The organism is Cupriavidus sp. 22TCCZM01-5 (genome assembly GCF_057798915.1).
Window position 1 is genome coordinate 1 of the sequence record NZ_JBYOJR010000015.1, and the last position, 21,808, is coordinate 21,808.

Sequence of the window (21,808 nt, forward strand, 5' to 3'; positions counted from 1 at the left end):
ACCGTACGTTTCTTCTTCATCGGCATATCCATGGTCATTACCTCTCATGATATGCCTCGTACACAAATTTCCGGATAGGTCCCGAGCGCCCGATCGATTTCGACGAGCCCTGCGTCCGGTTTGCCCGCCCGGCCAAGCGCCTCGCCAAGCAGCGCATTGAAGTACGGCAGCCCCATTTCCGCGCCTGTTGCACTGATTGCTGAAATTCCCTCCCGCATCCGTTCTATGCCTTCGTCGAGATCGCCCATTTGTGCCAGCGACCAACCCAGCTGAAACTTGCCTTGCGACAGCAGCAAGGGCAGCATGTACTCATCGCAAACTGCAATTTCCCGCACAGCCCACTGCCGCGCCAGCTCCGGCTCGCCCCGCAAGATATGTACGAAGCTGCGGGCCCAATAGGCCAATGCGGTCGTCAGTGGATGACCGAGTTCTTGGGCGAGCCCCAGCGCATCGTCGCAAATCGACAGTGATTTGTCCGGATACCCACGCAGGCACTGAACCAGCGCGATGAAGCACCGGCAGCACACACCAGGATCATGTCCAGAGTATTTGAATGTCAGCGCGTGGTCTCGCTCTCGCTCGTAAAGGATCATTCCGCTTCGGCTATGAAACTCTGAAGCCGCATATTCCCCCATGAAGAAGCTGTTCGTCCAGAAGAGATGATGCGTTTCGATTTGCATCCCGGGGTCATGCGAGCCGGCGGTCAGTGCTGTGCACCGGTTGCCAAGTTCACGGGCGATTTTCGACTCACCACGGATCATTCGATACTGTCCTTCTCCCCGCAGTGCGGTGAACAGTTCGCTCTCGTCTCCAAGCTCCTCGCAGAGCTCCCTTGCCCGCGTATACGCGTCAAGGACTTCCTTGGCCGCCCAACCCTTCGCTGCCATCATGGTCACGCCAAGGACCTTTTGATATTCGAGCTCTTGCCTGAGCCGCGCAGGGGAACCAGGAAACATCTGGATGATCTCGAGTCCTTTGTTCAGATGATCTACGGCTTGCGGATAAGCGAACCGCTGCAGCGCCTTGCCTGCGGACTGGTACAGATAGTGAATAGCCTTGTCCCAAAGCTCTCCAGCAAGCGCATGATGCGCGAGGCGTTCGACATGCTCATCAAGACGTTGCGTGTAAAGTTGCTCGATGACACCCACAAGCTGCACGTGAATGGAGCGTCTTCGCTCCTTGAGTACGCTTGCATAGGCGACTCGATGCGTGAGCGCATGCTTGAAGGTGTATTGCTGATGCGGCAACAAGCGGGTCTGATAGAGGAATTCGGCCGCTTGCAGATCGGCGAGCAGATCGAGTAGCCGCTCGCGATCGAGATCGGCTATCGGCTCAAGAAGATCGACGGAGAATTCATGACCGATCACGGCCGCCATCTGCAGAATGGCCTTCTGTTGCGCAGACAGGCGATCGATCCGCGAAGCGAGAACAGCATGCACGGTCGATGGAATCTCGAACGTGTCTATCGTTCGCGCCATCTGGTAGGCGCCCTTTTGGCCAACCAGTGCGCCCGAATCTGCGAGCGCACGAACGGACTCTTCCAGGAACAGCGGTGTGCATCCCGTGCGTTCGATCAGGTGACGTCTAAGGGCGGAAAGCTCGCTGCCGTCGCCGAGCAGCGACTGCAGCAGCAAGCTTGCTTCTTCGTCGCCGAGACTGTCGACGTGCAGCTGGGAAAAATAGCTTTTGCCAGACCATGAGTGCCGATACTCGGGGCGATGGGTCACGAGAAGCATCACGCGTGACGCACCGATAAAGTCGACAAGATGATCGAGCACGGCCTGCGTGCCCTCATCGATCCAGTGCAGATCCTCGACAACGAGGATCGATGGGCGGTGCTCACTCGCTCGGATCACGAGGGAGGTAATCGCTTCGAGTGTGCGCTTGCGCCTTTGCGGCGGACTCGCCATGTCCCATTGCGGATCGTCCGGCGGTAAGTCCAGCATTGCAGCCAACGCAGGGAACGTCCAGGCGAGCGCCGGGTCGACCGCATCGATGCCGCGACGAAGCTTGTCGGCAGCCTCGGCCAGTGTGTCATGCGTCCCGATGCCGAACCACGTCCGGAGCAGACTGGCCAGCGGAAGATAGATCGTGCTCGTGTCGCGCGATGTCGCGCCCGTTTCGAATTTTGTCCACCCGGCCGCCTGTTCCGAGTTGACAAATTCATGCACGAGGCGAGACTTTCCCACGCCCGGTTCCCCGACGACGGCGCATACCTGGCCTGCGCTGTGTCCGGCACGCGCAAGCATCCCCTGCAAGCTGGCCATCTCTGTGTCGCGGCCGACAAAATGCGTGAGGCCGCGTACGGTACGAGCGTTCCAGCGAAGACGCAACTCGGACTTTGTCCCCAGCGTGAAGATATCGAGGGGGGGCGTCGCACCAGGAAGCGGTCTCGCGCGAAGATCCAAAAGTTCGATGAACCCTTCCGCACACCTAACCGTGTCGGCGCTCACGCCGATCTCTCCGGCGGCGAGTGCGGCATCGATCTGATTCGCGAGCTGCGGAACGGAGCCGAGCGCGTCATAGTGCTTCGACCCCTCGTCGCCAATCGTCCGGACGACAGCCTCGCCGGAATGTATGCCAATCCGCACGTCCAGGGATCGCTCAATGAGCGCCGAAATGTGTGCGCGCATCGCGAGCGCTGCAAAACAGGCTTCCACCGCATGCTCTTCGTGTGCGACGGGCGCTCCAAATAATGCAGTGACACCATCGCTTCTGAGTTGGGTAACGAGGCCACCGAATCGCTGAACAGAGTCGACCATTGCTTTCAACACAGCATCGATGCGCTCAAGCGCCTTCTCGTGATCGATGACGCTGATGGGTTGGCGCACGCGCGCGCAGAGCACACTCAGGTGCTTGCGCTCCGCCGGCAATGCCGTTGCGCTGTCCGCTGCGTAGCCAGCGCGCGACGCAATCCCGGACTGCTTGGCGGGTTTCCCGACAGCCACGGTCTGGCCTTTAGGTTCTCCAATTCCACCTGAATCCTGCTGGATTTGAGCAGCCAGACGTTGAGTGCTCTCGGCCGGGGCAATGCCGAGTTCGGTATTGAGCACTCGGGCGCATTCCTGGTACTGGCGGACAGCAGCGTTCCGGCGTCCGGTCATCGCATACAGTTTCATAAGCAGCGCATGGGCCCACTCGAGTGTCGAGTCCAAAGCCAATACTCTGCTTGCCGTCGCCATTGCACGATCAAATTCGCCAGATTGTTCGTAATGGCTGGCAAGCTCGGTGAACACTTCCACGGCGCGCTCATGAAACCAGCGACGCTCCATGATCATCCACTGCTCGAAGGGTTCTTCACGAAGGCCGAAGCCATCGAGTAGGGCGCCCCGATAGAGTGCAGCAGCTTTTGCCAGGGAATCAGGAGATCGTTCAGCCGAGAGGCTCGTGAATTGCAGCGCGTCGACTTCCACGGACTGTCCGTCAAGCCATATCGCATCCGGCTCCGCGTTCAAGAGTGTCGGGGCGTCCGGCAGGATCCGGCGCAAGCTCGACAGTGTCTGCCGCAAACTGGCTCTTGCCTGCTCCTCCGCGCTGCGCTCCCAAAGCACGCTGGCCAGTTGCTCTCGCGACCGCAGCATGCCCGGCGACAAGGCAAGGTAGACCAGGACGGCCTTGCTCTTCCTGGTGGGAAAAGCCAGCGATCCATGCTGCCCGGCAAGCCTGATTTGCAGGCCTCCGAGGACTTCTATCTTGAGCCGGGCCATGTCGTGCGTGAGGTGAAGCGTCGCTCTCGAAAAGTCTAGTCCGCCCGGCGCGACTGTCAGGTATCAGTGAAGACTGCGCTCCCGCTGTCTCGCGCAGGTCACTTCTTTAGGTTCACCTCGTCCTACAAAGGGTCGGAGTAGGCATGGGGTTGGTTGCTGACTCGAATACGGCCTTTGCGCAGGCTACCCGGCAAGATGCGGCTGCTTTCATGAGAACTCTTTTTACGGCGTTTTTACGCGGCCTCGCCCGCTGTTCACGGATTGCTGACGTCAGCCAACGATAGTTGGAATCGTGATGTTGCCGTAGTCCAAACGTGGCTTGCCATTCGGAAGGATGGCAAATCCGGGCGGCACCATCGCTTGCGCCAGGCGGCAGATCCACACCTCGGTGCCTCAAACCGCCGCCCGGCGTTCGAACCGTGCAGGGTCGGAGGACAGTCGTCGCTCGCGGCCGCCACGGGACGTGAGACGTATCGAAGGAGAGTTTCAATGGAAATCATGACTGATGGGCAAAAGGTGATCACCAACCGCTACGCCAAGTGCATCGCTGCATCCAAGCGCGTCCGCTGGGATATCGACCGCGACGTAATTCGTGGCCGAAGCTTCGATTTTACGAAGAAATTTCTGCCGGACGCTCTATCAAAGGTCGATTCTCTCGCCTTTCTCGGACACGACGAGCAGCGTCTGCTCAGTCAGATTCAGGGCCGTACGTATGCGAACATGTTTGGTCTCGTCGAACGCTTCATCGCGGCGAAGGTACTGGAGATGAGCGGCCCTTACCGACTCGGCGACCAGATCGCGCTGGAAGCCCTGGTCCGGTTCGGTGACGAAGAAATCAAGCACCAGGAGCTGTTTCGCCGCATCGAACGCATGTGCGCCGAAGGCATGCCAGCTGGTTATACGTTCTTGCCGGAAGCAAATAGTGTGGCCTCGTTCGTCCTCGGGAAGTCCACGTGGTCAGTGCTCGCTCTAACCTGCCACATCGAACTCTTCGTGCTCGCGCACTATCGAGGCAGCATCGACGGCGACATGAACTCCTCTGAACTATGGAAAGATGTCTTTCTCTATCACTGGCGCGAGGAATCACAGCATGCGATTCTCGATGAAATCGAATGGCAACGCGAAGATGGGAGGCTTTCGCCTGAAGAACGTGACGCAGCTGTCAACGATCTGATCGAACTGGTCGCCGCCGTGGACGGCATTCTGCAAACTCAGGCCAGTGCGGACGCTGACTACTTTGCCATGATCTGCCGACGACCGCTGTCGATGGCTGACAAGGATGCAGTGCGCATCGGCCTGCTTGCCGCATACAGGTGGCAATACATCATCTCCGGAGTGCAGGAGCCCCGCTTCAGTCAGGTTCTCAGTGGCATGATTACCGGGAACCAGCTTTCCAGAATCGAAACTGCGATGGCACCGATCATGAGTTAGCGTGCGCGATAGTAGTAGCGGCTGCGAACTACACGTTCGCAGCCGCTAAGGTTGGAATAGAGTGGCCAATTCCGGTTTCCCGGAACGAGTTGATCACATTCCACCTACCCCCTTGCATTGCCTCGAATACTGTATAAATATACAGTTATCGTAAAACCACTATTCGCCACGCCGGCGAGACTCAACATTCACATGACCGCACCCGCAGCCCCCGCCGCGGAGGCTCCCGCTTTCCCTGCGCCTGCCCAGCATCCGCCGCCAAGCCGGGAGGCGGCCGTGGCCGCGCTCGAGCATCGCTATCCCAGCCTGTGGCGTGCCGGCCAGCTTGGCCGCGCCGGCAGCCAGCCGGTGTGGCCGGCCGGCTATGCCGGACTGGCGGCGGAATTGCCCGGCGGCGGCTGGCCGGTGGGCGGGGTGACGGAGTTGCTGACCACGCAGGGCGGGGCGGGCGAACTGCGCCTGCTGCTGCCGGCGCTGCGGGCGCTGGCGGCGGCGGGGCGGCGCATCGGGCTGGTGGGGCCGCCTTACCTGCCCAATGCGATGGGGCTGGCCGCGGCGGGTTTGCCGGCGCGCCAGCTCTACTGGGTGCGGGCGGCCGCCGGTGCCGGCAAGCACGCGCAGCAGGCCGATGTGCTGTGGGCGGCCGAGCAGATGCTGCGCAGCCAGGCGTTCGGCGCGGTGCTGGTATGGCTGCCGGCCGCGCGGCCGGAAGCGGTGCGCCGCCTGCAAGTGCTGGCGCAGGCCGGCGACGCCGCGGTGTGGGCCATGCGGCCGGCCACGGCGCTGCGCGAGTCGTCGCCGGCGGTGCTGCGCTTGCTGCTGTCGCCGCTGCCGGGCAACGCGCTGTCCATCGTCTTCCACAAGCGGCGCGGGCCGGTGCGCGAGGCCCCGCTGCGGCTGCGGCTGGATGGCCTGGAGGGCGCCCGCCGCGGCGGCCATGCCGCGCCTGTCCCGGCTGTTTCACCTGTTGTTGCGGGAGGTTCCGCCCATGTCGTACTGGATCGCGGTGCATCTGCCGCGCCTGTCGCTGGACGCGCTGCAGCCGAGCTGGCCTGAGCCGGCCATGCCGCCTTCCGCGGCGTCTTCCTCCACGCCCGTCTCCGCCCTTGGCACGCTGCACCATGCCGTGCCGGTGGTGGTGATGGAGCGCGAACGGGTGATGCTGGCCAACGCCCCGGCCATGGCGCTGGGCGTGGGTTTCGGCATGCGGCGCGGCGGCGTGCAGGCGCTGTCGGCCGAGGTCGTGCAACTGGAGCGCGACCCGGCCGCCGAAGCCGCGCTGCTGCACGCGGCGGCGCTGGCGCTGCTGCATTTCACGCCGCTGGTGACATTCGATGAAGACCCGGAAGCGGCCACGCTGATGCTCGACGTCACCGCCAGCCTGCGCCTGTTCGGCGGCCACCGCGCGCTGTGCCGGGCGGTGCGCGCGTGCGTGCGGCAACTCGGCACGTTTGCGCAGGTGGGCAGCGGGGCCACGGCCCATGGCGCGGCGTGGCTCGCGCGCCAGCCCATGCGCCGTACCCGCCGCGGCATCGTGCGGCCGGCGCGGCGGGCGGTGCAGGCCGCGCGCATGGGCCGCCTGCTGGACCGCCTGCCGGTCGAGGTGCTGCGCCTGCTGGCCGATCCGGCCTGGCTCGACGGCATCGGCTGCCGCACGCTGGGCGAGGTGCGGCGCCTGCCGCGCGCCGGGCTCGCGCGCCGGCTGGGCCCGGCACTGCTGGCCCGGCTGGACCAGGCCTATGGCGAGGCCACGGCCAGCTTCACCTGGTTTGCCGCGCCGCCTGCGTTCGCGCAGCGCATGGACCTGCCGGGCCGCATCGAATCGGCCGAAGGCGTGCTGGCCGGTGCGCAGCGCCTGCTGCTGGCGCTGGCCGGCTGGCTGGCGGTGCAACAGGCCGGGGTCACGCGCTGCGTGCTGGTGCTCGAGCATGAGCGCTACCGGCTCGGCGTCGATACCGTGGGCACGCCCGTGACAGTGGGCGTGGCCCAGCCCAGCCGCGATCCGGCGCACCTGTCGCGCCTGCTGCGCGAGAAGCTGGACCAGCTGCATTTCCATGCCCCCGTGACCGGCCTGGCGCTGCGCGTGGAGGCCATGGCCGAATACCTGCCGCAGAGCGATGCGCTGTTCCCCGAGCCCGGCGGCACGCCGGCCGAGCTGGGCCGCGTGCTCGACACGCTGGTCGCGCGCCTGGGCCGCGACAACGTGCTGCAGCCGCAGCCACTGGCCGACCACCGGCCCGAGTGCGCCAACCGCTGGTGCCCGCTCGACGAGGCCGCCGGCAAGCCGGCGGGCGCGCCGCTGCCACCGCTGCCGGCCTTGCCCGAGCGCCCGCTGTGGCTGCTGCCGCAGCCGCAGCCGCTGCCGGTGCGCAACCACCGTCCGAACCACGGCGGCCCGCTGAGCATGCTGACCCGGCCGGAGCGGATCGAAGCCGGCTGGTGGGACGGCGCGCTGGCCACGCGCGATTACTTCATCGCCGAGCGCGCCGATGGCCTGCGCTGCTGGGTCTACCGCGAGCGCCCCGGCCATCCGGGGCGTGACGGGCAGGACGACGGCGGCGAATACCGCTGGTTCCTGCATGGGTTGTTCGCATGAGCGTGCCCGAGCTGTCCGCGTGGCTGCCCACGCTGCCCGACTACGTGGAGTTGCACTGCATCTCCAACTTCACCTTCCTGACCGGTGCGTCGCATCCGGTCGAACTGATCGAGCGTGCCTTCCAGCTCGGCTATCGCGGCATCGCGCTGACCGATGAATGCTCGGTGGCGGGCACCGCGCGCGCGCACGACGCCATCAAGACACTGCGCACGCGCCTGAAGGATGCCGTGGAACGCTGCGAGGCGGCCGCCGGCGACCCGCAGGACGACGGCGAACTCAATGCGCTGAAGGAGCACGCCGAAGCCGCCAATGCCTTCCAGCTGCTGATCGGCAGCCGCTTCAGCCTGACCGCGCCGGCAGGCGAGGGCGAACGGCCACCGCTGCGGCTGATCCTGATCGCGCAGCACCGCGACGGTTTCGGCAACCTGTGCGAGCTGATCACGCTGGGCCGCATGCGCGCGCAGAAGGGCAGCTACCGGCTGCATCCGGACGACCTGTCGGTGCCCGAAGAAGGCCAGTTACACCTGCGCGGCATGCCGGGTTGCCTGGCACTGCTGCTGCCCGACTACTGCCCCGATCCCTCGCACTTGCTGGCGCAGGCGCAATGGTGCCGCGAGGTCTTTGGCGAACGCGCGTGGATCGCGCTGGAGCAGCTTCAGGGCCATGCCGATGCGCTGCACCGCAGCCGGATCGAGGCCGCTTCGGCACAGTCCGGCGTGCCGCTGGCGGCAGCGGGCGCGGTGACCATGCACGTGCGTTCGCGCAAGCCGCTGTCCGACGTGCTGACCGCGATCCGGCTGGGCAAGCCGCTGCCCGAATGCGGCATGGCGCTCGCGCCCAATGCCGAGCAGCACCTGCGCATGCGCCAGGTGCTGTCGCGCCTGTATCCGCGCGAGGCGCTGGCGCAGACGCTGAAGATTGCCGGGCTGTGCGATTTCTCGCTCGATACGCTGCGCTACGAGTATCCCGAGGAACTGGTGCCCAAGGGCGAGACGCCGATCAGCTACCTGCGCAAGGAAGTGGAGGCCGGCAAGCGCGTGCGTTTTCCGCACGGGCTGAAGCCGGAATGGGAGAAGCAGCTCGAAGAGGAACTGACGCTGATCGAGGACATGCAATATGAGCACTTTTTCCTGACCGTGCACGACATCGTGCGCGAGGCGCGCGCAAGGGGCATCCTGTGCCAGGGCCGCGGCTCGGCGGCCAATTCGCTGGTCTGCTACTGCCTGTACGTGACCGAGGTCAGCCCCGAGCAGGCCAACCTGCTGTTCGGCCGCTTCCTCTCGCGCGAACGCGACGAGCCGCCCGATATCGACGTCGACTTCGAGCACCAGCGGCGCGAAGAGATCATCCAGTACATCTACGGCAAGTACGGCCGCGACCGCACCGCGCTGGCCGCGTCGCTGATCACCTACCGCTCGCGCAGCGCGCTGCGCGACGTGGGGCGCGCGCTGGGCATCGATGCCAGCGTGGTGGAGCAGGTGGTCAAGGGGCAGGCCTGGTGGGAAAGCGGGCAGGGCTTCCTGGACCGCATCGGCCGCTACGGGCTGGACCGCGAATCGCCGGCGGTGCAGCAGTGGGCCAGCCTGACCGAGCAGTTGCGCGGCTTCCCGCGCCACCTGTCGCAGCACGTGGGCGGCTTCGTGATGGCGCGCGGCAAGCTGTCGCGGCTGGTGCCGATCGAGAACGCGGCCATGGCCGACCGGAGCGTGATCCAGTGGGACAAGGACGATCTCGAATCGCTGGGCCTGCTCAAGGTGGACGTGCTCGCGCTGGGCATGCTGTCGGCGATCCGCCGCGCGCTCGCGCTGCTGCCGAATCCGGATGAGGATCTTGCCAGGGCCGGCGTGCCGGCGCGGATGGAAGACATCCCGAAGGAAGACAAGGAGACCTACGAGATGATCTGCCACGCCGATACCGTCGGCGTGTTCCAGATCGAATCGCGCGCGCAGCAGTCGATGCTGCCGCGCTTGCAGCCGCGCAACTATTACGACCTGGTGGTGGAGGTGGCCATCGTGCGGCCGGGCCCGATCCAGGGCGGCATGGTCCATCCGTACCTGAAGCGGCGCGAGGCCGTGCGCCGCACGAAGAAGCCACCGGCCTACTATGACGCCGTGATCGAAAAGGTGCTGGGCCGCACGCTGGGCATACCGATCTTCCAGGAACAGGTGATGCAGTTGGCCATCGACGGGGCCGGTTTCACGCCGGGGCAGGCCGACCAGCTGCGCCGCTCGATGGCGGCCTGGCGCCGCCGCGGCGACCTGAGCCGGCATCAGGAGGCGTTGATCGAGGGCCTGACCGGGCACGGGTATCCGATGTCCTTCGCGCAGGCCATCTGCAAGCAGATCGAGGGTTTCGGCGAATACGGGTTTCCGGAAAGCCATGCGGCCAGCTTTGCCAAGCTCGTCTATATCAGCGCCTGGCTCAAGTGCCACCACCCGTCGGCATTCCTGTGCGCGCTGCTGAACAGCCAGCCGATGGGCTTCTACTCGCCGTCGCAGCTCGTGCAGGATGCGAAGCGCCATGGCGTGGCGGCATTGCCGGTCGACGTGACGGTCAGCCACTGGGACAGCACGCTGGAACCCGCGCCCGGCCAGACCGGCGCGGGCAAGCCGCCGGTGCGTCTGGGCATGAACCGCGTCAAGGGCATGCGCGAAGAGGCTGCGCTGCGGATCGAGGCCGTGCGCGCGCAACGTCCGTTCGACAGCGTGGAAGACCTGGCCTTGCGCGCCGCCCTGGACCGGCACGATATCGATGTGCTGGCTGCCGCCGACGCGCTGGCGGCACTCGCCGGCAACCGGCGCCAGGCCCGCTGGCAGGCCAGCGCCGCGGCGCTGCAGGTCGCGCACCGGGACCTGCTTCATGAAGCGCCGCTGACCGAACGCCAGCTGTCGCTGCCGGCGCCGCGCCTCGGGGAGGAGGTGGCTGCCGACTATGCCACCACGGGGCTGTCGCTCAAGTCCCACCCGCTTGCACTGCTGCGCGCGAAGCTCGATGCCATGGACTACGCCACGGCGGAGCAGCTTTCCCACTGCCGCAACGGCCGCCGCGTGCGCGCCTGCGGCATCGTCACCGTGCGGCAGCGGCCCGCCACGGCCAGCGGCACCATCTTTGCCACCATCGAGGATGAAACCGGCACCGTCAACCTGATCTACTGGCCCGACCTGATCGAGCGGCAGCGCAAGGAAGTGCTCGGCGCGACGCTGCTGGGCGTGGTCGGCACATGGCAGCGGCAGGGCGAGGTGCGCCACCTGGTGGCGCAGGAGCTGATCGACCTGAGCCCGCTGCTGGGCCGCCTGATGGTGGAGAGCCGCGATTTTCACTGAGCCGCCGGAACCGTTGATGTCGGGTTTCCCCGGGGGTGTCCCGACGCATCAAGCGGCGGTCCCGAAAGGTCAAATGGCCAGCCGCATCTTCGCCAATACTCAGGAGTGGCGACGAGGAAGCAGATACTGTTGTGAAAACCTCCGGAGGAAAGACCATTGACTGCCATGAAAGCCATTTACCTCGATCCACCTGGAGGGCTTGACCGCCTGGTCCTTGGAACCGCCACAGCGCAACCGCCTGGCCCTGGCGAAATCGCGGTGCGTATTCACGCAAGCTCGCTGAACTATCACGACTTTGGCGTCGTCAGCCGCGGAGTCGGGGCCGTGCGGCGCATTCCGATGTCGGATGGCGCCGGGATCATCACGGAAGTGGGCGCAGGCGTGAAGGAATTTTCAGTCGGCGACCGCGTGGTCAGCACGTTCTTTCCGACATGGCTCGATGGTGAACCCGCCCTGTCCGACTTTGCCACCGTTCCCGGTGATGGCATCGACGGCTTTGCACGAGACCTCGTGACCTTGCCCGCAACGGCTTTCACGCATGCGCCGGACGGCTATAGCCATGCCGAGGCGGCGACCCTGACGACTGCGGGACTGACTGCCTGGCGGGCACTGTTCGTTGACGGCGCTCTGAAGCCCGGAGAAACCGTGCTGGTCCTGGGGACGGGTGGCGTGTCGATATTCGCGCTCCAGTTCGCCAAGGCGGCAGGCGCCTGCGTGATTGCGACTTCGGGCTCGGAGGACAAGCTTGCGCGCCTGCGCAGTCTTGGTGCGGACCATGTGATCAACTACCGTGACGAACCCAAGTGGGGCGAGACGGTACGGGCGCTGACCGGCGGCGCCGGCGTGGATCACGTTATTGAAGTGGGTGGTGCGGCGACGCTGGAACAGTCGGTCGCTGCGGTACGTACCGGCGGGCACGTGGCCATCATCGGCGTCTTGTCGGGTGCGGATTCGCCGTTCAACGTCAGGATGATCCTGCGCAAGCAGTTGCGGATCACGGGGCTGCTGGTCGGCAGCCGGCGCCATCAGCTTGACATGGTGCGGGCGCTGAATGCCACGGGCATCCGGCCTGTCATCGACCGTCAGTTTCCGCTGCATGAGATCGCCGATGCGTTTCGCTATCAGGCGGGACAGCGGCATTTCGGGAAGATCGTGCTGGATATCTGAGCGTGGCGTGGGATGCGTCAGGGAGGGTTTGGGTGGGGGTTGGGGTTGTCGTGCTTGGCGGGCGCCGCTGTTTCGCCGGCTACGCCGGCGAAACAGCGGCGCCCGCCAAGAACCCCCATCCTTATCCCTCCCCCACACTCCGGCGAAGAACCTGTTTTGCCGGCCTGGTACTGCGCCACTGCGTCGGCGTCATGTCGAACTGCGCCGCGAACCAGCGCACGAACGAGCCATACGTCGAATAGCCAAGCGATTCGGCGATGCGTCCGAGCGAGTAGCTTCTGTTGTCCATATAGTGGATGACGAGATCGCGCCGCACGCCATTGACCATGTCCGAGAAGACCTTCCCGGCGCCTTCCAGCTGGCGCTGCAGGGTACGCACGTTCATTCCCAGGCCCTGGGCAACCTGCTCGATCGTCGCGCGCCCTGCCGGCAGCATCAGATAGATCGCCTTGCGCACCTCGAGCACGATCGACGGCTCGTTGGCGCCCGGCAGACCCGCAAGCAGGCGTTGCGCATGGCGCGCCATGACGGGGTCGGCAATAGGGTTGGGCAAGTCCAGGTCGGCAGCGCGGCAGATCAAGCCATTGAACGCGCTTGAGAACTCCAGCTTCCCCCCGAAGATGCGGCGGTGCAGCCGCAGGTCATCGGGCGCGTCATGGGTGAAATGGACGCCGAGGGGTTGCCAGGACGTGCCGATCAACGTGCTGCACAGGCGTGAAAGCGTGCCCAGTGCGAGCTCGACCGACTGCACGGTCGGCCCGGCTTCATCCGCGACGACGTCCTCGCGCACGATGACCTTCCTGCCACTCTCCTCGATGCGGATGACCAGGAACTCGTTCATCAGGTGCCGGTACTGAATCATGGTGCCAAGCGCGTCGCGCAGCGTCTTCTGATGCGTGAGCAACACGCTGACGACGCCAAGGTCGGACAGCTGCCACAGCTCGGCCATGCGCAGCCCGAACGTCGGGCATTGCGTGAGCCGCGCTGACGCTTCCAGCAGGGTCACGGCAGCACTTCCGGAAATCCAGTGTTCGGGGTCCGCAAGCTTCTCGCTGCTCAACCCGAGCTTGCGCAGCAGTGGCTTCGGTTCCAGGCCCAGTTGCTGCGCAACCTTGAAATAGTGGGTCAGCACGCCAGTGCGAATCAATGTGCCCATTGCTTCTCCTGCATCCGGTTTAACCCGGATTCGTTCGCTCCGGGCAAACCCGAATACCCGACATTCTGTCACGAAATGAGACATGAATGTCGTGAAATGAGAGGTGGCGGCCGACTGGGGATTACTAGACTAGTCCCCGTAAATCGACGACAGACGGAACCCCATGGCAGCCCCTCAGAACAAGGTCATAGTCACTTGCGCCGTAACGGGCGGTATTCACACGCCGACGATGTCCCCCTACCTGCCGATCACGGCAGAAGAGATCGCCAGCGAGGCAATCGGCGCGGCCCAGGCTGGCGCCTCGATCGTCCACCTGCACGCGCGCAAGCCCGAGAATGGCCAGCCGTCGCAGGATCCCGCACTGTTCCGGGAATTCCTGCCGGAGATCGCCGCGCGCACCGACGTCATCATCAACCTCACGACTGGCGGCGCCCCCAACATGCTCGTCGAGGAACGACTGCAACCGGCGCTGCAACTCAAGCCTGAAGTCGCGTCGCTGAACATGGGGTCGATGAACTTCGGCTTGTATCCGATGCTCGGCAGGCACAAGGCGTTCAAGTACGACTGGGAACGTCCTTATCTCGAGGGCTCGGAGGACCGCGTCTTCCGCAATACGTTCAAGGAAATTCGCTACATCCTGGAATCGTGCGCCGACAATGGGACTCGCTTCGAGATCGAATGCTACGACACCAGCCATCTCTACACGGCGGCGCATTTCATTGATCGCGGCATCCTCAAGCCGCCGTTCTTCATCCAGTCCGTGTTCGGCCTGCTCGGCGGCATCGGCACGCATCCCGATGACGTCATGCATATGCGCCGCACCGCCGAACGGCTGTTCGGCAAGGACTACTACTGGTCCGTGCTCGGAGCGGGCCGCAGCCAGATGCCGATCGCTTCCATGGCGGCCGCGATGGGCGGCAATGTCCGCGTGGGCCTGGAGGATTCGCTCTGGGAGGGTCGGGGCCAACTTTCGACCAGTAACGCCGACCAGGTCAGGCGCATCGTCGGGATCCTGAAATCCCTGAATCTGGAGGTGGCCACGCCGGACGAGACGCGCGACATGCTCCAGCTGAAGGGCAGGCATGCGGTCGCATTCTGAGTCGTCCCGCGGCGCCCGGCTTTCAACTCGATCAATACCCGACCCGGCCTCCGCAAGCTGCTGCGACGCCGGTCAATAAATCCCTTATCAAGGAGACAGTCATGCAATTCCTGGATGATTCGCTGCACCCGGAGAACATGGACAAGGTGGTCATCACCGTGGCCCCGTACGGCCCGGAGTGGATGCCGGAAGATTTCCCGGAAGACATCCCGGTGACCATGGAAGAGCAGATCCAGAAGGCAGTGGATTGCTATGAAGCCGGCGCCAGCGTGCTGCACCTGCATGTGCGCGAGCCGGATGGCAAGGGCTCCAAGCGCCTGTCCATGTTCAACGAACTGATCGCCGGCGTGCGCAAGGCGGTGCCGGACATGATCATCCAGGTCGGCGGCTCGATCTCGTTCGCACCGGAAGACGAAGGCCAGGCCGCGAAGTGGCTCGATGATGACACGCGCCACGCGCTGGCGGACCTCGACCCCAAGCCGGACCAGGTCACGGTAGCACTCAACACCATCCAGATGAACATCATGGAGTTGATCTACCCGGAGTTCTACGAGAGCACGCACATGGCCAACCCGGCCGTCTACGACGCGTACCGGGAAATGATTGTTCCGGCCGGCCCGGCCTGGGCGGAAGAGCACCTGCGCCGCCTGCAGGAAGCCGGCATCCAGCCGCACTTCCAGCTGGTCGGCATGCATGCGCTCGAGACGCTGGACCGCATGGTGCGCAGGGGGCTCTACAAGGGCCCGCTGAACCTGACCTGCATCGGCATCGGCGGCGGCCACCATGGGCCGCATCCGTACAACCTGTTCGACTTCATCCAGCGTGCGCCCGATGGCTGCACCATTACCTCCGAATCGCTGTTCAAGAACGTGCTGCCGTGGAACACGATGGCGCTGGCCATGGGCATGCACGTGCGCTGCGGCATCGAGGACACCCTCATCGACCAGCATGGCAATCGCTTCACCTCGGTGCAGCAGATCCAGCAGACCGTGCGTATCGCCAAGGAACTGGGACGCGAGATCGCCAATGGCAAGGAAGCGCGGGAAATCTACCGCATTGGCACCTGGTATGACGATATCGATGAAACCCTGGCCGCCAACGGCATGACCCCGAACCGCAAGCCGGGTGTCAAGAACGTGCCGCTGCGCAACGCAGCCTGAGCCGGCTACGGCGCAGACAGGAAATCGATCCGGTTGCGGTGCGCACATCAGCCTGAATTGCGGCGACCGGATCGCTTCGTTTTGACTTGATTCAAAAGGGATTGTCATGACTCGTACCGTCGTTCTCGTTACGGGAGCCACGTCTGGAATCGGCCGCGCCACTGCGCTTGCCTTTGGCCGTCAGGGGGCGCAGCTGGTTTGCTCCGGCCGCAATGCCGCTGCAGGCGCTGCACTGGTGTCTCAACTCCGGGAGCTCGGGGCCGAGGCCGAGTTCGTGCCCGCTGATGTAGGCAATGAGGAGCAGGTCCGCAAACTCGTCGAGCATACCGTCACGCGTTTTGGGCGGCTCGATGTCGCGGTGAACAGTGCAGGGACTGAAGGCACGCCAGGATCGATCGTCGACCAGACCGTTGAATCCTATGCGACAACTTTCGACGCCAATGTCCTTGGCACGTTCCTGAGCATGAAGCACGAATTGCGCGTCATGCTGGAACAGAAGGAGGGCGTTGTGATCAACCTCTCGTCCACCATGGGAAGCCGCGGCAATGCAAAGAATCCCATGTACGTGGCCAGCAAGCACGCGATCGAAGGCTTGACCAAGGCTGCGGCACTCGATGTGGCCAGATCGAATGTGCGAGTGAATGCGGTGGCGCCCGGCCCGATCGAGACCGGGATGCTGGACCGCATTGCGGGAGGCGCCGAGAACGTTGCGGCAGTGGCCGCGGGTATCCCCGCGGGTCGCATTGGGACCCCCGAGGAGGTCGCCGACGCCATCGTGTTCCTGGCGTCCACCGGGTCCAGGTACATAACGGGCCAGATTCTCGCAGTCAATGGCGGCAAGACGGCGATGTAGCCGCCGACGCGCTGGGCCAACAAGTGCGCTAAGACGCAACGAATAAATTATTTCAGGAGACAAGTATGGCAAAGGCAATCCGGTTTCACGAGACGGGCAGCGCTGATGTCCTCAAGCTCGAGACCGTGGAGGTCGGCGATCCCGGCCTCGGCCAGGCGCGTGTGAGGCATAGCTACATCGCCGTCAACTTCATCGATATCTATTTCCGCACCGGCCACTATCCGCTGGAGCTGCCCAACGGCCTGGGCTCCGACGCCGTGGGTGTGGTCGAGGCCGTGGGCCCCGGCGTGACGGACATCCGCGTGGGCGACCGCGTGGGCTACCTGCTCGGCCCGCAGGGCGCCTACTCGGACGTGCGGGTCATGCCTGCCGAGTGGCTGATCCCGCTGCCGGATGGCGTCTCTGACCGCGTCGCCTCCACGCTCATCATGAAGGGCATGACGGCGCAGTACCTGTTCCGCCAGGTCTATCCGCTCAAGGGCGGCGAGACCATCCTCTATCACGCCGCGGCCGGCGGCGTGGGTTTGATCGCCTGCCAATGGGCCCGCGCGCTCGGCGTGAACATGATCGGCACGGTCAGCACCGACGAGAAGGCGGAACTTGCCAGGGCCAACGGCTGTTCGCACGTGATCGTCACCTCGCGCGAGAACATCGTCGACCGCGTGATGGAAATCACCGACGGCAAGAAGGTTCCGGTGGTGTTCGATTCGGTCGGCAAGTCGACGCTGGACGCGTCGCTGTCCTGCCTGCAGGTGCGCGGCACGCTGGTCAGCAACGGCACGACTTCCGGTCCCGTCGAGATCGACAGCCGCACGCTCGCGGCGAAGGGCTCGCTCTGGGTCACGCGTCCGGCCATGGTGCACTACGCCACGCCGCGCTCGCACATGCTCGCCATGGCCAACGAGGTGTTCGACATGGTGATGGCCGGAAAGATCACCAGCGAGCCGAAGCAGCAGTTCGCGCTGGAAGATGCCGCGCAGGCCCATCGCGCCCTGGAGAACAGGCAGACGAGCGGCGCAACGGTACTGGTGCCGTAAGGCGAGACTGCTTTCAACAAGGCAAGTGCACATTGCCGGAAGTTCCGGAAGTTCCGGAAGTTCCAAAACGGAGACTAGAGATGTCGAATCGACCTGCCTTCCTGCGCGTACGCCGCGTCGTCGCCGCGACGATCCTGGCGCTTGCCATGCCTGCCGCCATGGCGTGGACCAACAAACCGGTGCGGGTGCTGGTGCCTGCGCCTGCCGGCGGCACGATGGATGTGATGGCCCGCATGCTGTCCGAACAACTCACGGCAGACCTGGGACAACCGGTGATCGTCGACAACAAGCCGGGAGCCGGCGGCGCCATCGCGGTCGGCGCCATGTTGGCGGCACCGCCCGATGGGCAGACCATCCTGGTGTCGGCGACCAATGTGTTTGCGGAGATCCCGCACGTGATGAAGGTGCCCTACGATCCGATGAAGGATGTGAAGCCGGTTGCCGCCGCGGCCAAGTCAACGCTGCTGCTGGTCAGCGCGCCCAGCCTGCCGGCGAAGGACCTGCCGGGGCTGATCAGCTACGTCAAGGCGCATCCGGGCAATCTGAGCTTCGCCACCTACGGCCCGGGCACGGCCTCGCAGTACGCCGGCATGATCATGAACCAGAAGGCGGGCATGGATCTCCAGAACATCCCGTTTCCGGGATCGCCACCGGCCCTGACGCAGGTGATGGGCGGGCAGATCGCCGTGATGTATGACGGCATGGTGACCTCGCTGCCATATCTCAAGGCGGGCAAGCTGAAGGCCTACGCCGTGGCCGCCAAGCAGCGCTTGCCGATGCTCCCGCAGGTCCCGACCTTCGCCGAACTCGGTTATCCGGACATTGACTTCAGCAACTGGACCGGCGTGTTCGTGTCGTCCAAGGTGCCGGCAGAGCTGACCGAGAAAATCCAGGCCGCGGTCTACAAGGCGGCCACCAGGGCCAGCGTGCAGGAACGGATTGCCGCGCTCGGGTTCGAGCCGCTGCAGCCGCAGAGCCTTGGCCAGCTCAGCCAGGATCTGCGCGCCGATTTCGAGCGCAACGCCCGCATCGTGAAGGCCTTCCATATCCAGCCGGAATAACACCGATCGACCATGCGAGTTGAACAACTTACCTGCGCAATCGGTGCCGAACTCATCGGGGTCAGCCTGGCCGATGCGATCCATGACGACGGTCTGTTCGCCGGCATTCGCGAGGCGCTGCTCAGGCACCGCGTGCTGTTTCTGCGCGACCAGGACATCACGGCCGCCCAGCACGTGGCCTTTGCCCGGCGCTTCGGGGATCTGGAGGATCACCCCGTGACGGGCAGCGATCCGGAGAATCCGGGGCTGGTGCAGATCTACAAGACGCCCGAGAACCCGCCGGATCGCTACGAGAACGCCTGGCACACGGATGCTACCTGGCGCGAAGCACCGCCGCTTGGCGCTGTCCTGCGGTGCCGCGAGTGCCCGCCGGTCGGGGGCGACACCATGTGGGCCAACATGGCGCTGGCGTACGAAAACCTGCCGGCCCACGTCAAGGAGCAGATCGCCGATCTGCGCGCGCGTCACAGCATCGAGGCGAGCTTTGGCGCCGCCATGCCCATCGAAAAGCGCCTGGCGTTGAAGGCCCAGTTTCCTGACGCCGAGCACCCGGTGGTGCGGACCCACCCGGAGACCGGCGAGAAGGTGCTGTTCGTCAACGGGTTTACCACGCACTTCACCAATTTCCACACGCCGGCGCGCGTGCGTTTCGGCCAGGACAACAACCCCGGTGCGGCGGACCTGCTGCGCTACCTGGTGACGCAGGCGACCATCCCCGAATACCAGGTCCGCTGGCGCTGGAAGAAGAACAGCGTGGCGATCTGGGACAACCGGTCGACCCAGCATTACGCCGTCATGGACTATCCGCCGTGCCACCGGAGGATGGACCGCGCAACGATCATCGGAGACCGTCCTTTCTGATCAGGGGCGGGCTGGTGATCGTTGACCAAAGAGGGGGCGGATCGCAAGGTCCGCCTCTTTGTAGCAACGGCGCGCGCAGACGCCGGAAGTCGTAGTGACTGAGCTTGAAAACAAACAAATCAAAACGTTGAACCATGGAGGATGGGAGTAGATGAAGAGAGCAATTCTTGCCCTGGCCGCCGCGATGGCATGTGGTGCAGCCCAGGCGCAGTCCAGCGTAACGCTGTACGGCGTGACCGACGTCAACATCGAATACGTCAACAAGGTCGGCGTCGTGCCGACGCCGGCCAACGGCTTCAATCCTGGCACGGGCCATTCGGTGGTCCGCGAGAACTCCGGCGGCTACTCCGGCTCGCGTTGGGGCCTGCGCGGCACGGAAGACCTCGGTAGCGGACTGAAGTCCGTCTTCGTGCTGGAAAGCGGCTTCAACCTCGATGCCGGCACCATGCAGCAGGGCGGACGCATGTTCGGCCGCCAGGCCTTTGTCGGCGTCAAGTCGGACAGCTACGGGCAGGTCACCTTCGGCCGCCAGTACACGTCGCTGTTCGTGTCGATGGCCAACTTCGTGCCGGCCCGCTTCGCCACGCAGTATGAACCGGCGGGCGTCATTGCCGGCGCGAACTTCCGCGAGGACAACGTGGCGCAGTACACGGGCACGTTCGGTCCCGTGACCGCCATGGCGCACTGGTCGTTCGGCGTCGGCACCACGCTGCCGCAGATCAATCCCGGTATTCCCACCTTGGGCGGCAATGGCGAAGTGCCGGGCCAGTTCCGGCGCGATTCGGCCTACGGTGCCGGCGTGACCTACATGAGCGGCCCGCTTGGCCTGGGCGTTGCCTATGACCAGTGGAACCCGACGATCGGCACTGGCAACGGGACGATAAAAAAGGCGGCCGTCATGGCCAGCTATGCGATTGGCGCGGGCAAGGTGATGGGCGGCTACCGCTGGGGGCAGAACAAGGACCAGACCGGCAAGGAGTTCCTGCGCGACGACTTCTACTGGATCGGTGGCCAGTACCGCGTGTCGACGGCGCTGGACTTCACGCTGGAGTATGACTACCAGAACCTGAAGAACCTCGGCGGCAGCACGAATGCGGCCAATCCGTGGCAGATTGCCCTGATTGCCGACTATGCGTTCTCGAAGCGGACCGACGTCTACCTGACCACGGCATATACGCGCAACGCCGGCCTGGCCATGGACTCGGCGGCAATCGGCTTCGCCACCAGCCTGTCGCTGGGCAACAGCTACTCGCTGTCCAGCGGGCAGAAATCCATGTATGGCGCGGCCGTCGGCATCCGCCATATCTTCTGACGACCCGCATGGCGGCGGTGCCGCGGGCAGCTAGCAGCCTGTGCCCACGGCACCCCCGCGAGCTTTGAGATTGGACATTCATAACTTCCTCACCCCGGATGCCGATCTCCGGTCTTTATGACACTTTCCCGGCATCCGGGTTTCGGAGGTTCCACGGGCAACGCCTGTGGGACCTCTTCTTTGTTTTCAACAGGCAACCAGTCCGCGGACAACCGCAGAGGGATCGATGAAGCTGAAGAACCGGGTGGCGATTGTCACCGGAGGCGCCAGCGGGATTGGCGCGGCAACCGTGCGGCGGTTCGTCGCCGAAGGTGCGACGGTGGTGCTGACGGACCTGTCCGAACGCGGCGAGCGGCTGGCCCGCGAGCTGGCCGGCGCGGGGCATGCGGTGCAATTCTCGCGCGTGGACGTCGCGCGCGAGCACGAGGTGCGTGAACTGGTGGCAGCGGTGGCGCTGGATTTTGGCCGGCTCGACATCATGGTCGCGAATGCCGGTATCGCGCAGCAAGGCGTGCCGGTCGAATCGCTTACCAGCGAGGCCTGGCACCAGATGCTGGACGTGAACCTCACCGGCGTATTCCTCAGCAACAAGTACGCCATCGCGCAGATGAAGCAGCAGGGAGGCGGCGGCGCGGTCGTCAATGTCGCCTCGGTGCTGGGCCATGTCGGCAGGCCGGGCGCCACGGCATACAACGCGGCCAAGGGCGGCGTGGTGAACATGACGCGCTCGCTCGGTGTGGCCTGCGCAAAGGAGGGCATTCGGGTCAATGCGGTATGCCCGGGGTATATCGAGACACCGTTGATCGCTGGCGCCGGCACCGATTTCCTCGCGCAGGTCACGAACCTCCATCCGATCGGCCGGCTCGGCCGGGCAGAGGAAATTGCCGCGGCCATCACGTTCCTGGCAAGCGATGATGCCTCGTTCATGGCTGGAACCAGCCTGATGGTGGATGGCGGCTATACCGCCCAATAGGAGAAAAGCAAATCATGGAAAGCTTTCGCGGCACTGGTCGCCAGACTGGACGGCCGCGGCAGAAGCCGGCGG

15 protein-coding genes are annotated in these 21,808 nt (G+C 64.7%); 13 read left to right on the top strand and 2 right to left on the bottom strand.

From position 1 onward, the window contains the following. Positions 1-44: 44 nt before the first annotated feature. On the bottom strand, positions 45-3,707 hold the full coding sequence (locus AC3FNH_RS15665) for an ATP-binding protein (RefSeq protein WP_488720679.1): 3,663 nt from the start codon (positions 3,705-3,707) through the stop codon (positions 45-47). Positions 3,708-4,196: 489 nt separating this feature from the next. Between AC3FNH_RS15665 and AC3FNH_RS15670 the strand changes: the two genes are divergently transcribed. The 5 genes from AC3FNH_RS15670 (at position 4,197) to AC3FNH_RS15690 (ending at position 12,224) form a co-directional block, all read left to right on the top strand. Further along, positions 4,197-5,138, top strand: a complete 942-nt coding sequence (locus tag AC3FNH_RS15670; RefSeq protein WP_488720680.1) for a hypothetical protein — start codon at positions 4,197-4,199, stop codon at positions 5,136-5,138. 192 nt (positions 5,139-5,330) lie between these two features. After that, the gene (gene imuA / locus AC3FNH_RS15675) at positions 5,331-6,194 is read left to right on the top strand and encodes a translesion DNA synthesis-associated protein ImuA (protein ID WP_488720681.1); all 864 of its coding nucleotides are present in this window, start codon (positions 5,331-5,333) and stop codon (positions 6,192-6,194) included. Beyond that, a complete protein-coding gene (locus tag AC3FNH_RS15680; protein WP_488720682.1) occupies positions 6,127-7,734 on the top strand; it encodes a Y-family DNA polymerase in 1,608 nt (535 codons plus the stop codon). Before imuA ends, AC3FNH_RS15680 begins: the two co-directional genes overlap by 68 nt. Then, the gene (locus AC3FNH_RS15685; protein WP_488720683.1) at positions 7,731-11,057 is read left to right on the top strand and encodes an error-prone DNA polymerase; all 3,327 of its coding nucleotides are present in this window, start codon (positions 7,731-7,733) and stop codon (positions 11,055-11,057) included. Before AC3FNH_RS15680 ends, AC3FNH_RS15685 begins: the two co-directional genes overlap by 4 nt. Positions 11,058-11,222: 165 nt before the next feature. After that, positions 11,223-12,224, top strand: coding sequence for a zinc-dependent alcohol dehydrogenase family protein (locus tag AC3FNH_RS15690; protein ID WP_488720684.1), 1,002 nt, complete (start codon positions 11,223-11,225; stop codon positions 12,222-12,224). 121 nt (positions 12,225-12,345) lie between these two features. On the opposite strand, the gene AC3FNH_RS15695 is transcribed toward AC3FNH_RS15690, so the two are convergent. Beyond that, complete coding sequence (locus AC3FNH_RS15695; protein WP_488720780.1) at positions 12,346-13,380, bottom strand: AraC family transcriptional regulator; 1,035 nt, start codon at positions 13,378-13,380, stop codon at positions 12,346-12,348. A gap of 163 nt (positions 13,381-13,543) precedes the next feature. Between AC3FNH_RS15695 and kce the strand changes: the two genes are divergently transcribed. The 8 genes from kce (at position 13,544) to AC3FNH_RS15735 (ending at position 21,736) form a co-directional block, all read left to right on the top strand. Beyond that, positions 13,544-14,479, top strand: a complete 936-nt coding sequence (kce, locus tag AC3FNH_RS15700; RefSeq protein ID WP_276101831.1) for a 3,5-dioxohexanoate:acetyl-CoA acetone transferase — start codon at positions 13,544-13,546, stop codon at positions 14,477-14,479. Positions 14,480-14,580: 101 nt separating this feature from the next. Beyond that, positions 14,581-15,639: a beta-keto acid cleavage family enzyme gene (locus tag AC3FNH_RS15705; RefSeq protein ID WP_276101830.1), complete on the top strand. Its 1,059-nt coding sequence runs from the start codon at positions 14,581-14,583 to the stop codon at positions 15,637-15,639. Between the two features lie 106 nt (positions 15,640-15,745). After that, a complete protein-coding gene (locus AC3FNH_RS15710; protein WP_488720685.1) occupies positions 15,746-16,492 on the top strand; it encodes an SDR family NAD(P)-dependent oxidoreductase in 747 nt (248 codons plus the stop codon). A 65-nt stretch (positions 16,493-16,557) separates the two neighbouring features. Beyond that, positions 16,558-17,529: a quinone oxidoreductase family protein gene (locus AC3FNH_RS15715; RefSeq protein WP_488720686.1), complete on the top strand. Its 972-nt coding sequence runs from the start codon at positions 16,558-16,560 to the stop codon at positions 17,527-17,529. Positions 17,530-17,609: 80 nt separating this feature from the next. Then, complete coding sequence (locus AC3FNH_RS15720) at positions 17,610-18,590, top strand: tripartite tricarboxylate transporter substrate binding protein (RefSeq protein ID WP_488720687.1); 981 nt, start codon at positions 17,610-17,612, stop codon at positions 18,588-18,590. Positions 18,591-18,602: 12 nt separating this feature from the next. Beyond that, a complete protein-coding gene (locus tag AC3FNH_RS15725; RefSeq protein WP_276101826.1) occupies positions 18,603-19,451 on the top strand; it encodes a TauD/TfdA dioxygenase family protein in 849 nt (282 codons plus the stop codon). Between the two features lie 151 nt (positions 19,452-19,602). Continuing rightward, complete coding sequence (locus AC3FNH_RS15730; RefSeq protein WP_488720688.1) at positions 19,603-20,763, top strand: porin; 1,161 nt, start codon at positions 19,603-19,605, stop codon at positions 20,761-20,763. Between the two features lie 226 nt (positions 20,764-20,989). Further along, positions 20,990-21,736: an SDR family NAD(P)-dependent oxidoreductase gene (locus AC3FNH_RS15735; RefSeq protein ID WP_488720689.1), complete on the top strand. Its 747-nt coding sequence runs from the start codon at positions 20,990-20,992 to the stop codon at positions 21,734-21,736. Positions 21,737-21,808 lie beyond the last annotated feature (72 nt).